Below are 14,055 nucleotides of genomic sequence, written 5' to 3'. Positions count from 1 at the left end.
GCTGTGCATTCGAGGTCCTTGGAAGGTTGGGCGCATCCCTTTACTGGACGCGCTCGAGGTCAGGTGTTGGCGAGCGTAGGTGAGTCCAGTGCTGCTCCACTCGAAGCGCCCTGATGTCTTGGGGAGGCGACGGAATCGCGAAGAACCATGGGACAGGGAAGAGCGGTTGGGTGAGCGGCGAACAGCTGCAGGTCCGTTTTTCCCTCGATGGCGTCGATCAGGTTTTCGGTTGCCCATGCGCCCATTTCGTAGTGGGGCAGGGTGACGGTTGTCAGCGCGGGGTAGAGGTTTTCGGCGATGAGTTGTTGGTTGTCGAAACCGACCACGGAAATGTCGTCCGGAATCGTAAGACCAAGTTCCCGGGCCGCCCGGTAGGCGCCCATGGCCATGCGATCGTTGTAGCAGAACACGGCCGTGGGCCGGCTTTCAGGTTTTAGCAGGCGCAGGGCCGCCTGGTGGCCGCCAGGCACCTCCGAAAGCTCGGACTGGACCAGTTCTTCGTGGAACGGCAGCCCGGCATCTGCCAGCGTGTCCTTGAAGGCCCTGAGCCGGGAGTATGTTGCCGGCACGTCATCAGTGTTGTTGAGCATGCCGATCCGGGTGTGCCCGGCGTCGATCAGGGTTTGCACGGCCGACCTTGCGCCGCCCATTTCGTCGGGGATGACGCAGGAAACAGTGTGGCTGATGTCTTCGGAGTCCACCAGGACCGCCGGAAGTCCGGCCAGGTTCATGGGGACAGCCAGCTTCCGGTGATACATCGTGGCGTACAGGATGCCGTCCACCTGCCGGTCCAGCAGATCCGCCACCTGGCTCTCCTTGGAATCCTGGGAGCTGGTGCTGGTGGAGTTGATGATCATGATGCGGTACCCGCGGGCCCGAGCCGTTTCCTCGGCCCCGAGGATGATCCTGCCTGCGTGCGGGGTGGTGGCAATTTCCTCGCTGATGAACCCGATCATCCCGGAGCGTTGAGTGCGCAGGGCCTGGGCGAGCCGGTTGGGCCCGTAACCCAGCCGTTGGGCTGCCTCGTGGACCCGTTCCCTTGTTCCTGCGCCCACCCGGGCGTAGGCAACGTCATTGAGGACGTGGGAGACGGTCGTGACAGAGACCCCGGCCGCGGCCGCCACATCCTTGATGCCGACTGATCTATTGGTCATTTGGTCTCCCACGTCATGGTGTTGGTGGTGATACTACGTTCGGCTTATTCGTCCCGGAGCCCGTTTGGCGATCCCCGGGTCCCGCCGGGCCTGAGCGGGTTACTTGGCCACGAGTGCAGGTGCCGTCTGGAAACCGACCGTGGGTGTGGCCCTCAAGGCGTTAACAGCCCTGTCTGCGATAACTTGGGCGTCACTTCCGGAATCAAGGATCGTATTCCGGGCTGATTCGGAATCGACCATGACGGCCGTAACGGCGAGGCCGTTCGCGGCCTCGGTGGTCAACAGAGCGTCCACTTGAGCCTCGAAGCAGGAGTCACTTGACGTGGAGTGAATGTCCATCGCCACCACGTGGTTGTTGGAGACGAAGTTGCCAACCCCCGCCATGAGCCGGATGATGACAGGCGTCGCACCTGCTGGGCGGATGCTCTGTGCGTCGATGATCTGGGAGAAGTGGTTGGCGACGACAGAGTTGTTGCTGCCGCTGACAGAGAGAAGTCCGTTGAGGTCGTCCAGTCCGTTGTCCACTCCCAGGAAGGGCGTCCAGGGCTCATGGTCACGCAGGAAGTGATTCGTGGCCACGAGGTTTTCCGAACTGTTCGCGAGAATCAGCATTCCGGGATAGAACGAATGCAAACGGTTGTTGGTGACGCTTGACCGCGTGACGCCGTTGAGATGGACGCTGCTCGCACCACGGGGGAAGACGTTGTTCGCGGTTATCAGGAGCCCGCCATGGTTCTCGGCGTAGATCGAGTGACCCTTAGGGCCTGCTCCCACCAGGTTGTCGGTGATCTTTGATGCCTGTCCCCACCCGCGCAGCTCGATGCAGCTTCCGCATTCAGCGATGAAGTTGTCGTGGATTGAAAGCGCGTCCGCGTTGTAGATGGTGAGCGCGTTCTCAAGATAGACGAAGCCCATGCCGTTCACCCGGAATGAGTCATTGGCGTTCGCGACATAGATCCCGGTCTTGCCGTTGACGTAGGTGTTCTCCGGATGCATCCCCGAACCATCCGGGTTGAAGTGCAACCCGTCGATGCAGAAGTTGGAGAACTCGACCGAGCTGATCCGCGGGCTTCCGCTTCGCTCAACGTAGAAGGCGGCTCCCTTGGATTCCTCCACGTCTCCGCCGAGGGGAATGTCGACGATAACGCGGCTCCCTCCGGGCCACAGCTCATGCAGGTCGGGCCATTCGTCTTCGGGAACGTTGAACCGGATGCTCGACGACGTAAAGCCGTGTCCCGAACCATGGATCCTGAGAAAGCTGACATCGATGACCACCTGCGTGCGGAGGTGGTAATCCCCGGGCGGAATGTAGATCACCGCGCCTGGCTTTCCTCCATTGTTCGCATCGGTGACCGTCTGCCGGTCCTTGATGTCAGCGATGATGCTGTTGATTACTTCACCGACGTCCTCGGACGGATTGCCGACGGGCCACGTAGTCACGTCGTAGCAGTTGTTGCTTGACATAGGTTCTTCCCTTTGTGCTGTGGTTTCTCAGCCCTTGACGGCGCCGAGCGTCATGCCTGCGACGATCTTGCGCTGCAGGAGAAGCGTGAGGAGGATGACCGGGATCGAGTAGACGGCAGCCAGTGCCGTCATGGATCCCCAGTCGAGGCCGAACTGGGTCTGGAAATTCGCGATGACCACGGGAGTGGTCTGGGAGCGGATCGCCGTCATGAGGAGGGCGAAGAGGAACTCGTTCCAGGAGGCCAGGAAGGCGAAGATCGCGGTGACGGCGATGCCGCCGGAGACCACAGGGATCACCACCCGCCACAGGGCGCCCAGCCTACTGCAGCCGTCCACTGTCGCTGCCTCCTCCAAGTCCTGTGGAACAGCTTCGAAGAAGCTGGCCATCAGCCAGATGGACAAGGGAAGTGAAATGGTGGTGTGGGCGATGGACAGGGCAATCGGAGTATCGGCAAGCCCGGCCGAGGCCATCATGGAAGCAAGCGGGATGCCGATGGCCACCGGCGGCACCATGCGGGTGACCAGCGCGGCCATGATGAACACCCTTCCGCTGGCGGTCTTGTACCGCGTGATGCCGTAGGCCGCAGGAACGGCCAGGAGCAGCGACAGCAGCGTGCTGATGATGGCCGTCTGGGTGCTGTTGATGATGGAGGCCACCACGCCGCTGCGGCCCAGCGCATTGACGTAGTTCACCAGCGTCCATTCCTTGGGCAGGATGGTGGGCGGCACGGCGATGGTGTCGATGGGGGGCTTGAAGGATGTGAGCAGCAGGTACAGGAACGGGAACCCGTACAGCACCAACGAGGCTGCGAGCAGGATCCACAGGATGGTGCGCGTGCTGCGTTTGCCGGCCTCCAGTCCTTCGCGGTTCACGGCCCGACGCCGGCGCATGCCGGCCGGCACGGACGCCTCCGCAGAAGGCTGGGCAGGCACTGCAGCCGGCATCCCGCCGTCGTGCTTAATTTTTTCTGCAACGCGCATCAGCTGTCCTTTCCTGGCCGCCAGATGGTGGCCACGGCGAAGAACGCAATGCCAAGCATGGCCAGCAGGTAGATGGTTCCCATGGCACTTGCCAGTCCGGGATCGCCGAAGCGGATCATGGTCCGGTAGATCAGCAGGCTCATGGTTTCGGAGGCGGACTGGGGCCCGCCGTTGGTCTGGATCAGGATGGTGTCGAAGGCGCGGGCTGCGTCGATGCCGCGGACCACCAGCGCAACAGCGATGACAGGCCGGAGCAGGGGCAGGATAATCCGGAACAGCATGGCCGGTGCGCGTGCCCCGTCCAGCCGGGCCGCTTCGATCAGGTCGCCCGGAATGTTCTGGAGGCCGGCGAACAGCACCAGGCACATGAACGAGGTGGTCAGCCAGATGTCGGGGATCGCAACGGAGAACAGGACGATGTCCGGATTCGACAACCAGCCGATCTGGTTCGGGTCGGAGAGGATGCCTGCCTGGTGAAGGAGGGTGCCGATGAGACCGAAGTTGTCGATCATCAGGAACTTCCACAGCAGGCCGGCGACGATCGGGGCGATCATGAGCGGGTATAGGAAGGCGGTTCGCCAGACCTGGGACTTCCGGCCGAGCGTGGTGAACAGCAGCGCCATGCCCAGACCGAGGGCGAACTCGAGTGTCACCACCACCAGGGTGTAGGCGAGGGTCCGCCAGCCCGCACCCATGAAGGCCTCGGAGGCGAAGGCACGGACGTAGTTGTCCAGGCCCACGAAGTCGCGGGGACCGCCGAGGACGGGGGAAATCCTGAAGAAACTGTCGGCCACGAGCCTGAACAGGGGGTAGGCAACGAATACTGCGAGGAACAACGCTGCCGGGGTCATCAAATAGAGGGCGAAGCGGCGATCAGTGATACGCACGGGGTTCTCTTCCGCTGGTTGGGTCCGCGGCCGGCACCCCCTTCTGCTGTCAGTGCAGCATCAGGCGGTGCCAGCCGCGAAGTCTTACTTGACGAGGGCCTCGATCTTGGTCTTGGCCTCAGCCAGGAGGGACGCGCTGTCCCCGCCGGCCACTGCCTTCTGCAGGGTCGGAACAAGCACGGTGTCCACGATCTGCTGCCATTTCGCCGTTGCCGGGCGGGTTGCCGTGGCTTTGCCGTTGAGCGTCTCGATCAGTGGCCCGAAGCTCTCATAACCGGGCTTGTCCTGGTACTTCTCGAAGGCCGAGATGCGGGCGGCGAGGCCCAGCGTGGACTCGATACCCAGATCGTTGTGGTCGTAGGCGCACTTGATGAACTTCTTGGCGGCGTCTGCGTTCTTCGTCGCCTTGGGGACGGAGAGGTACCACGGCCCCGGGACACCGGCAACGCCGGCGGATCCGCCGATCATGGGCGCCGCGCCCACCTTGCCGTAGACAGCGGCGTCGGTGGGAATCTGTCGGTAGGCGTGGGCCCAGAACTTGGTCATCGCGGTCTTGCCCTGGTTGAACAGGTTCTGCGCGGCGGCCCAGTCAACCTGCGCGGCTCCGGACGGTGCGGACTTCACAAGGCTCGTATAGAAGTCGAGAGCTTCCTTGTGGGCCGCGTTGTCGACCACGACGTTGTTCTTGTCGTCCAGAACCATCGGAGACCCAGCCTGGAGAACGTGGGCCAACCATTCGGTTTCGACGGCGCCCTTCACGTCCGTGCCGTACATGCCGTCCTTGGTGAAGAATTCAGAGATGTCCTGGTACTGCTTCCAGGTGGTGGGGGCTGCCAGTTCGTAACCGTACTTTGCCTTGAAGTCGGCCTTATTTTTGGCGTCCTCGAAGAGGTCCTTCCGGTACAGGATGATTTCGGCATTGGTCCAGGCGGGCATGCCGATGAAGTGGCCATCGATGTTTGCTTCCTTGACCAGCGCGGGGAAGATGTCCTTCTTGGCCTCATCTGTGAACAGCTCGTCGATGGGCTGGACTGCGTCCTTGAAGCTGGGGAGCCACACGGAGTCCAGGGCGGCAACGTCGAAGGAGACGGTGCCGGAGGAGAGTTCGCTGGAAAGCCTGTTGAACAGGCCGTCGTAGGGCAATTCGACGAAATTGACGTCGAGGCCGGTGTCCTTTTTGCAGGCCTCAGCAACGCCGGCAAGCTCGGCGTGCCCGCCGGCTTCGACGAGGACGTTGACGGAGCTTGCGGCGCTACCGGATGACGCCGGGCCCCCTGCACCGCACCCGGTGGCCACAAGGGCGACTGCGGTGCAAAGGCCGCTGATGGAGGCGAGCCTGGAGATGGTCTTTCGAGTGGACATCGCTGTCGACTTTCTCTCGGAACGGGATGGCAAGAGTGTTTAGGGGTGGAGAATCGTTTTGCCAAAACGACTTGGCATCACTTTATGGGCGCCGGAGGAAGGGTGTCAAGCGTCACAACGCGAAATATTTTGGGCCTTGACGTGCGGGCCAGCGCGGCCCTAGAGTCAGCGGCGCAGGTAGACAAACCGTTTTGGCATATTTTGGCTGATTTGGCAAGTTTTGGCATCGGCCGTGTGCCTCCGCATCCCGCCTGACGGCGCACCTTCCCGTCCGCCGGCAAACCGCTCTTAACGTTCGAACCCCTTCCCAAACTGTCGTACGGCTCAGCCGGGGACCCCATTCAAAGGAGAACGTATGAAACCCATCCCGGACATCATCAGCCGCCGGAGCGTGCTGCGCGCCCTCACGGCGTCGGCAGCAGTGGCAGGCGCTGCCTTCACCTTGGCAGCCACCGGCAGTGCTGCAGCCGCAGCACCCGCTCAGGTGGCAGAAACGGCCGAGGCCGGACTACCGCCGTCGGGACACCGCCACCTGATCGGCGTCCTCTAGTCCCCACTGCCTCCCTGACCTCGCTGACGCTCGGCCAGGGAACCCGGGCAGCGTGGGCCCAGCACCGAAAGCACCAATGTTCAGTCCCCCAACGATGTGAGGAGAACCAGCTTTGACCACCGTCTACGACGTCACCACCTGGAGCGTGCCAGGGAATCCGTCCGCTACCCCGTACAACGACATCGGGCTCATCATGAACAGCATCATCGCTGACATCAAGAGCCAGCAGACCAGCCAGGCGTCCAAGCCCGGCGCCGTCATCTACATCCCGCCGGGAGACTACTCCCTCAAAACCCGCGTCAACGTGGACATCAGCTTCCTGACCATCCGCGGCTCGGGCCACGGCTTCACCTCCCTGAGCATCCGCTACAACGCCGGCAGCACCTCAGGCTGGCACGAGATCAATCCCGGCGGCAGCCGCGTACGGGTGGAAAACACCGACGGGAACACCGACGCCTTCCGGGTCTACCGCGCCGGGGATCCACGGCTCAGCTCGGTGGTATTCGAAAACTTCTGCCTCGACGGAGTGTCCTTCGGGTCCAACGAGAACGACTACACCAACGGCAAAACAGGCATCCGCTTCGATTCTGCCAACGATTCCTGCCGGGTCGAAGGCATGGGAATGGTGTATCTCGAGCATGGCCTCGTGGTGAGGGATGCGGACGCCCTGAGCGTCAGCGGCAACTTCCTGGCCGAATGCGGATCATGCGTGGAGCTGGCCGGATCGGGCCAGGCCTCGAAGGTCACGGACAACCTCATTGGGGCCGGCTACGTGGGATTCTCGATCTTCGCCGAGGGGCACATGGGCCTGCTGGTCACGGGCAACAACGTCTTCCCGAGGGGCAAGAGCAGCGTGCACTTCAAGGACTGCACGCGTTCCTCCATCACGTCCAACCGTTTCCATGCGTTCTACCCCGGCATGGTGAATTTTGAAGGAAGCTGCACGGAAAACCTTGTGGGGGCCAACCATTTCCTGCGCCAGATGGAACCCTTCGATCCTCTTAAGCCCTACACCAACGGGCTGGACGATCTCTTCGGACTGGTGCACATCGCGGGCAGCAACAACACCGTCACGGGAAACCACTTCAGCTTCGACGTGGCCTCCGGGTCCGTCACACCGTCAGGGCAGACGCCCACCATCATCCTGGTGGCTTCCGGCAACAACAACTACATCGCCACCAACAACACGGTGTCAGCCATCACGGTGCATACCGTTGTGCTGGACGCATCAACTTCCGGGTCGAAGGTGCTGGACAGCGGCGATAGCAACCAGGTGGTGCGGTACGCGTCCAACTACGCGTTCAGGCCCACGCCGTAACCGCACGGCATGAAAAAGGACGACGGCGGACACCGCCCCAAGGGTGGGTCCGCCGTCGTCGTACTGCAACGCAAGCCTTAGACGAAAGGTCTGTCAAAGATGACAAATCGCATCAAAGCCTTAATGTCGATCGGGGCGGCCCTGGCACTCACCGCCGCCTCATTCACCGTTGCCGCCAGTACCGCCCAGGCCACCGACCCGGACCCGGCCACCCAGCAATACCGGCCGTACGTGCACTACACGCCGGAAGCGAACTGGATGAACGACCCCAACGGGCTCGTCTACCACAACGGAAAATACCACATGTATTACCAGTACAACCCCAACGGGACACGCTGGGGGGACATGAGCTGGGGCCACGCTTCCTCCACCGACCTGATCCACTGGGAGGAACAGCCGCTCGCTATTCCGCGGGGGTTCAACGGATCCGGCCAGGTCATCGAGGAAATCTTCTCGGGGTCGGTAGTGGTGGACACCCAGAACACCAGCGGACTGGGGACTCTCCAGAATCCGCCACTGGTGGCCACCTACACGAGCAATTACACTGCCGCGCACCCCAGCCTCGCCGGCAAACAAGCGCAGTCACTGGCGTTCAGCACCGACGACGGGCAGACCTGGACCAAGTACGGCAACAACCCGGTCCTCAACAGGAACACCTCCAGCTTCCGCGACCCCAAGGTCTTCTGGTACGACAACCCGACCGGTCCGGACTACTGGGTGATGGCCGCCGTTGAAGCAGACGAGCACCGGGTCCTCTTCTACAAGAGCAACGACCTGTTGCAATGGAACTATCTGGACGGCTTCGGTCCGGCAAATGCGACGGGCGGGCAGTGGGAATGCCCGGATCTGTTCCCCCTTGCCGTCGACGGAGACCCTAATAACGTCAAGTGGGTCCTCGCCGTGAACATCAACCCCGGAGCCGTCGCCGGCGGCAGCGGCGGACAATACTTCGTCGGAACCTTCAACGGCACAACGTTCACCGCCGACAACATCGATCCCGCCGACCAGCTTCCACCCGGCAACGTCCATGCCGGCTTCAACGGCGGCAACTACAGCGGCTGGAACGTCCAGAACGATCCGTCGAACAGTTCCGGCCCCTGGGGAAGCGCCCCCGCCCCCGGGAGTCTTTCAGGACAAATGGCGGTCACAGGCAACATCGGAGGCGGGCTGCTGAACAGCTTCCACGGCGGCGACAACCCGGTTGGCACCATGGAATCAGCACCTTTCACGGTGGACAAGGACTACCTCAACTTCCTTGCCGGCGGCGGAAAGCACCCGCAGGAACCCGGCAACCAGTCGGGAAACCAGGCCCCTCCGGGCTATCTGCTGTTCGACGGCTTCGACTACCCCGGAACGCTCACCCAAGCCGGCTGGCAGCTCGCCGGCGACTTTCAGGCGGCAGTCAACCCCTCGACGTCGGGCGGTGAATTCGCCATCGGAAAACGGATCAACACCTTCGAAGGGGGACCGAATCAGGACAACAATGTGGGCACCATAACGTCCCCGGAGTTCTACCTCACCAACACCAATATCGGCTTCCTTCTTGGCGGTGGCCAACGCACTGACGGTCAGCTCCAGGTCGAACTGCTGGTGGGCGGCGTGCCGGTGCGTACCGCAACCGGAACGAATTCAGGCGATCTGAACTGGCAGAACTGGGACGTGTCCCCTTGGTACGGCCAGATCGCGCGCATCCGGGTTGTGGACAACGCAACCGGGCCATGGGGCCACCTGACGGTTGACCACATGGTGCTGGGTTCGGAGCAGGCGAAGCCCCGGAGCAACGAAACCACGGTGAACCTGGTGGTGAACGGCCAGACCGTCCGGACCGCCACCGGCAACGACTCCGAACATCTGGAGTGGAAAGCCTGGGACGTCAGCGCCTACAAGGGCAGCCAGGCCACCATCAGGATCGTGGACAACAACCGCGGCGGCTGGGGACACCTCCTGGCGGATGAGTTTGTTTCCTCGGACGCCTCCCACCTCGAGCAGCACGACTGGCTGGACTGGGGTAGGGACTACTACGCCACGGTGTCCTTCAACAACGCTCCCGGCGGCAAGCGCATCATGGTGGGCTGGATGAACAACTGGGACTACGGCCAGGACACCCCAACCACCACCTGGCGGGGAACGATGGCCTTGCCGCGTGAAGTCGTACTGACCCAAACGTCCATGGGCCCGCGGCTGCGGCAGCAGGTGGTGTCCCAGGCCGATGCGTTGAAGAACACGGCAGCCACGTACACGGCGCCGGCCCAGGACATCGTGCCGGGAACCACCACGCTTCCGGTCACAGGGGACGTGGTGCAGATTGATGCCGAGTTCTCCCCCGGCACGGCGTCGTCGTTTGGCCTGAAGGTCCTTGGCAACGGAACCGAAGCCACCCGGATCGGCTACGCTCCGTCCACGAAACGGCTCTCCATCGACAGGACCAGCTCCGGCAACGAGGGGTTTCATCCAGCCTTCAGTTCAGTAGACGACCCGCGGGTCGAGTTGATCAATGGCCGGCTCCGCCTGCGCCTGTATGTGGACCGTGCATCCGTGGAACTCTTCGCCCAGGACGGCCTGACGACCATCACGGACCAGGTCTTTCCGGACGCTGGCGCGACCAACATCTCGGTCTTCTCCGAAGGCGGAACCGCACGGCTCGAAAGCATGACGGTGACTCCCCTGAACCGGGCCATGTGGGGAGGCTGACCGCGGCCCGTGTGAGCCGCACGTAGAATCAGCAACAACATAAGGACGTGGGAGACGCATGAGCAAGTCAGTGGGAATCAAGGACGTAGCAGCCGCGGCCGGCGTGTCCGTCACCACCGTCTCCCACGTCCTTAACCATGTTGCCTACGCGCGGGTGGGGGCTGAAACCCGGGAACGGGTCCACGAGGCTGCCCGCCGGCTCGGGTACGGCCCGAACCGGCTGGCGCAGGCGCTGCGGACCCAGCGCTCCGGGATGATCGGGTTCATCAGCGAGGAAATCGCCACTACTCCGCACGCCGGCAGGATCATCCTGGGCTCGGAAGAAACCGCCAAGCGCCGCGGCTACAACATCATGATCATCAACTCCACCAGCACCGGATCGGCGGATTCAAGGGAGAACGATGTTGCCGCATTGCTGGACCGCCAGGTCGACGGCATCCTGTACGCCACGATGTACCACCGCCGGTTCAGCGTGCCGAAAAGCCTGGCCGGGCTTCCGTCCGTTCTGGTCGATTCCGAGGACGTGGGCCACACCGTCCCGTCGGTGATCCCTGATGAGGAGGGTGGGGCGCGCGCGGCGGTCCAGACCCTGATCGACGCCGGGCACACCAGGATCGGGATGATCAACAACACCGATGACGTCCCCGCCACGCACTCCCGGCTCAGGGCCTTCAAAGAGACCCTCGCGGATGCCGGCCTGGAGTTCCACTCCCGACTGGTCCAGTCCGAGCACTCCGAAGTTCCCGGTGGCTACCAGGCGGCAGTGCGCCTGCTGCAGTCGGAGGACCGGCCAACGGCCGTGTTCTGCTACAACGACCGCATGGCCATGGGCCTGTACCGGGCCGCCGGCGAACTTGGCCTCAGGATTCCGGACGAGCTCTCGGTGGTTGGCTTCGACAACCAGGAACTCATCGCCGAGAACCTCCATCCGGCCCTCACCACGGTGGCACTGCCGCACTACGAGATGGGCGTCTGGGCCACGGAAAACCTCATTGACGCCATTGAAGGCAAGACTGATCTGGGGCCCTTCGCAGCCCACCCCACCGTTTTGGCATGCCCCCTGGTGGTGCGGGATTCGGTGGCGGCACCATGCTCAGGACAGGAAGTCACTCCTTCGGCATAATGATCCACAACGCGATGTAGACCAACTCACCCACGCCGAACAGGCCGAACAGCACAAAGCCAATTCGGACGAGGGCTTTTGAAATACCGAACCTTGCCGCTAGGCCGGCGCAGACGCCGGCGATCATCTTGCCATTCCTGGGCCGAACCAAAGCTGCAGTCATGCGGCCACAGTACCAGCCGTGGGGCGGGTCCGGTCCAGCCCCCCCGAGCCGTTGGTCCTGCCCTAGTCCTGGTGCAGCTGAACGAAGTTCCCGCAGCCGTCGTCCAGCACCGCTGAGATGCCGGTGGGGTCCTCGGTCGGTTCGGCCTGGAAGATGACGCCCAGGGCAGTGAGCCGCTTGTACTCGGCCCGGACGTCGGGAACGCCGAAGACGATCGCCGGAATCCCGGCGTCGTGCAGGCCGTTCATGTAGTCCGCCCCAATGGGATTGTCGCTGGGCTCCAGCAGCAGCCCCACAGACGCGGAACTGCCCCCGTTGGAGCCGGGATCCTTCACGATGTACAGGTTGTATTCGGGCATGACCATGAGGGTCTCAAAGCCCAGGGTCTCCGTGTAGAACTGGTGGGCCGCGGCCGGATCCTTGACGTGGATGCTGCACATTTTTAGTCGCATGGTGCCTAGGCTACCCGTGCGCCGCCCGCCCCGGAACGGGACCGGGCCGCAAAAAAGCCCGGGCAGGACACGTCGGGAGTCCTGCCCATTGACTGCCGGGCCTGCCGGGATTCCAATGGAATTAGCGGAGCCCAGCCACCCCGGTCAGGTTCCGTTGGAGGTGGAGCGGTGTCTGTCATCACGGAGTCGGTCCCCATGGGGCCCCTGCAGCTGGCCGTCTGTGCCGCCGTTGTGGTGTGCGGCGTGGCCGGTGCGGTCTTTTCGGCGCGGTACCACGCCAGGCGCGACGCCGGGCAGCTCGACGCCGTCTTCTGGGACGCCTTCGCCGGACTGGTGATCGTGTTCCCGGCTGTCCTGATCCCCTCACTTGCTTCACCGTGGCTAGGCCTGGCAACCGGTTCCCTCGCCGCATTCACGGCGGCGGCGTCGTTTGTGTGGAGTCCCCGCGTGCTGGCCTGGCAGGAAGAGCGGCTGCACCGGGCCGCCACACACCAGGACCTGGAGGCTGCGGCAGCACGCCACCGCACGGTGCTGGCCCGGTGGCAGCGCTACGAGCTCGATCCCGCGTGCTGCATCGACTTCCCGGATATGACGGACGTGCGCCGGCCCGAAACGGCGGCCCTGATCAAAGCCATGAAGGAAGCCGAACGCCTCCGCGCCGTCGAAGCCGCGGGCTACGTTCCCGCCGTCACCCGGCTGGAACATGCCCTGGGGCGGGCTGAAGCTGCAGCAGGCGTCCCTTCCCCGTGAGCCGCCCGAGCCGCCGTAAGCCGCGGGATATACACCGCGCGGACGTTAACCGGTGTGTCGGTGACATTGGGCCGGCCTGAGCCAGCGGCGGTAGCATCCCATAATGGAGCCTTTAGTCACGGACACACGAGACCAGCACGGCAGGTTGCGATCGGACCGGGGAGTCTGGCGGCAGGCCACCACGCTCGCAGCGGCCGGTGAGCTCACCGCCCGCTGGCTTGAGTCCCGGAGCGAATACCAGCCCGGCACCTTTGCGCCCAGCTTCGACGAGGAGACCCGGCCCATCGCCGCAGACCTCGCGGAAATCAACCGGAACGGGCTCTTCACGAAGGAATCCCAGCCGGGCGTGCGCTCCGACGACGGCCATGCACAGCGCCAGTACGTGACCGGTTTCTGCAGCGCAGCGGCGGCGGCCGAACTTATGGCCCTGTCCACCCGGTCCGAGCTCATCACCATCGGCCATGCCCCTGGTGAAACGAGCGCGGCGGCAGTACCGGTCACATTCGACGGCGCCGACGTGGTTACGGTCCTCGGGTCCAGCGAAAACCCCGTGGACGAAGACCAGCTCCGCGACTGGTCGGATGAAACCAACGAATCGCTGGCCCTGGTCCTGGCCGATTCCTGGTACGTGGAGGTCCTGGACCCGGTGTGGGGACGGAACGACGTGCTGCTGCCGGAGGTGCTGTCAGCACTCCGGCAACTGCAGTGAGGACTACAGGTCCACGGTTCCGCTGTCGCCGACGCTCATGCGGCTGTGCGTCACCTTGGACTTGATCCACTGAAGCACCGTTGCCGCCCTGCCGCCGGGGCTGGTCCAGTACTCTCGGTGTTCCCCGTTCTGGTCCAGGCTGGGGAAGTCCCCACCCGGTTCAGCCTATTAGTAAGTGTGCTTACTTTCAATGACCCGCAGCACTAAACCACAAGCCACACCCAAGCCCAGGAGTAACTCATGACCACGCCGGACACCGCACCCAAGTCCGTGCGCCCGGATTGGCTGATCCCGGTCATCGTCACCGTCGTAACCGGCGTGATTGCCATCGTCCTGGTCGCCTTGAACGGCCTCTACTGGATGTGCGCTGCCATTGCCGTGGTGGAAGCGATCAGCATTTCGATGATGATCAGGGCCTCGCGGGCGCGTGCCAGGAACAGCGCCTGACCCC

The 14,055-nt window shown here is 63.4% G+C and carries 14 protein-coding genes and 1 pseudogene; 7 read left to right on the top strand and 8 right to left on the bottom strand.

Going from position 1 to position 14,055, the window contains the following annotated elements; genetic code table 11:
• Positions 1-59 precede the first annotated feature (59 nt).
• The 5 genes from CXQ91_RS14820 to CXQ91_RS14800 form a co-directional block, all read right to left on the bottom strand.
• Positions 60-1,154, bottom strand: a complete 1,095-nt coding sequence (locus tag CXQ91_RS14820; protein ID WP_104174672.1) for a LacI family DNA-binding transcriptional regulator — start codon at positions 1,152-1,154, stop codon at positions 60-62.
• Between the two features lie 99 nt (positions 1,155-1,253).
• Positions 1,254-2,618: a right-handed parallel beta-helix repeat-containing protein gene (locus tag CXQ91_RS14815; protein WP_104174671.1), complete on the bottom strand. Its 1,365-nt coding sequence runs from the start codon at positions 2,616-2,618 to the stop codon at positions 1,254-1,256.
• Between the two features lie 27 nt (positions 2,619-2,645).
• Positions 2,646-3,599 (bottom strand): carbohydrate ABC transporter permease, encoded by a 954-nt coding sequence (locus CXQ91_RS14810; protein WP_104174670.1) that lies wholly within the window; start codon positions 3,597-3,599, stop codon positions 2,646-2,648.
• Complete coding sequence (locus tag CXQ91_RS14805) at positions 3,599-4,486, bottom strand: carbohydrate ABC transporter permease (protein WP_104174669.1); 888 nt, start codon at positions 4,484-4,486, stop codon at positions 3,599-3,601. Before CXQ91_RS14805 ends, CXQ91_RS14810 begins: the two co-directional genes overlap by 1 nt.
• An 84-nt stretch (positions 4,487-4,570) precedes the next feature.
• Positions 4,571-5,848 carry a sugar ABC transporter substrate-binding protein gene (locus CXQ91_RS14800; RefSeq protein ID WP_104174668.1) on the bottom strand — a complete coding sequence of 426 codons (1,278 nt, stop codon included), beginning with the start codon at positions 5,846-5,848 and terminating at the stop codon, positions 4,571-4,573.
• Positions 5,849-6,203: 355 nt separating this feature from the next.
• On the opposite strand from CXQ91_RS14800, the gene CXQ91_RS14795 reads away from it, so the two are divergent.
• The 4 genes from CXQ91_RS14795 (at position 6,204) to CXQ91_RS14780 (ending at position 11,530) form a co-directional block, all read left to right on the top strand.
• Positions 6,204-6,398 carry a hypothetical protein gene (locus CXQ91_RS14795; protein ID WP_104174667.1) on the top strand — a complete coding sequence of 65 codons (195 nt, stop codon included), beginning with the start codon at positions 6,204-6,206 and terminating at the stop codon, positions 6,396-6,398.
• Between the two features lie 112 nt (positions 6,399-6,510).
• Positions 6,511-7,716 (top strand): NosD domain-containing protein, encoded by a 1,206-nt coding sequence (locus tag CXQ91_RS14790; protein WP_104174666.1) that lies wholly within the window; start codon positions 6,511-6,513, stop codon positions 7,714-7,716.
• 99 nt (positions 7,717-7,815) lie between these two features.
• Positions 7,816-10,407, top strand: a complete 2,592-nt coding sequence (locus CXQ91_RS14785) for a GH32 C-terminal domain-containing protein (protein WP_104174665.1) — start codon at positions 7,816-7,818, stop codon at positions 10,405-10,407.
• 58 nt (positions 10,408-10,465) lie between these two features.
• On the top strand, positions 10,466-11,530 hold the full coding sequence (locus tag CXQ91_RS14780) for a LacI family DNA-binding transcriptional regulator (protein ID WP_104174664.1): 1,065 nt from the start codon (positions 10,466-10,468) through the stop codon (positions 11,528-11,530).
• Here the strand turns inward: CXQ91_RS14780 and CXQ91_RS14775 are convergent.
• On the bottom strand, positions 11,514-11,693 hold the full coding sequence (locus tag CXQ91_RS14775) for a PspC domain-containing protein (RefSeq protein ID WP_104174663.1): 180 nt from the start codon (positions 11,691-11,693) through the stop codon (positions 11,514-11,516). The two genes, CXQ91_RS14780 and CXQ91_RS14775, sit on opposite strands and share 17 nt — an antisense overlap.
• A gap of 62 nt (positions 11,694-11,755) precedes the next feature.
• Positions 11,756-12,145: a VOC family protein gene (locus CXQ91_RS14770; protein ID WP_104174662.1), complete on the bottom strand. Its 390-nt coding sequence runs from the start codon at positions 12,143-12,145 to the stop codon at positions 11,756-11,758.
• Positions 12,146-12,313: 168 nt separating this feature from the next.
• Here CXQ91_RS14770 and CXQ91_RS14765 point away from each other — a divergent pair, with 168 nt between their 5' ends.
• Together CXQ91_RS14765 and CXQ91_RS14760 are read left to right on the top strand one after the other, a co-directional pair.
• Positions 12,314-12,895, top strand: a complete 582-nt coding sequence (locus tag CXQ91_RS14765; RefSeq protein WP_146072344.1) for a hypothetical protein — start codon at positions 12,314-12,316, stop codon at positions 12,893-12,895.
• A 103-nt stretch (positions 12,896-12,998) separates the two neighbouring features.
• Positions 12,999-13,604 carry a DUF6919 domain-containing protein gene (locus CXQ91_RS14760; RefSeq protein WP_104174660.1) on the top strand — a complete coding sequence of 202 codons (606 nt, stop codon included), beginning with the start codon at positions 12,999-13,001 and terminating at the stop codon, positions 13,602-13,604.
• A 3-nt stretch (positions 13,605-13,607) separates the two neighbouring features.
• Here CXQ91_RS14760 and CXQ91_RS25640 read toward each other — a convergent pair.
• Positions 13,608-13,721, bottom strand: a pseudogene (locus CXQ91_RS25640) (pyridoxamine 5'-phosphate oxidase); the annotation flags it as partial.
• Positions 13,722-13,844: 123 nt separating this feature from the next.
• On the opposite strand from CXQ91_RS25640, the gene CXQ91_RS14750 reads away from it, so the two are divergent.
• Entirely contained in the window at positions 13,845-14,051 is a 207-nt protein-coding gene (locus CXQ91_RS14750) for a hypothetical protein (RefSeq protein WP_104174659.1), read from the top strand.
• Positions 14,052-14,055: the final 4 nt, after the last annotated feature.

Source organism: Arthrobacter sp. Y81 (assembly GCF_002929335.1).
Taxonomy (GTDB): domain Bacteria; phylum Actinomycetota; class Actinomycetes; order Actinomycetales; family Micrococcaceae; genus Arthrobacter.
This window is presented reverse-complemented; position numbering and strand designations above follow the sequence as displayed.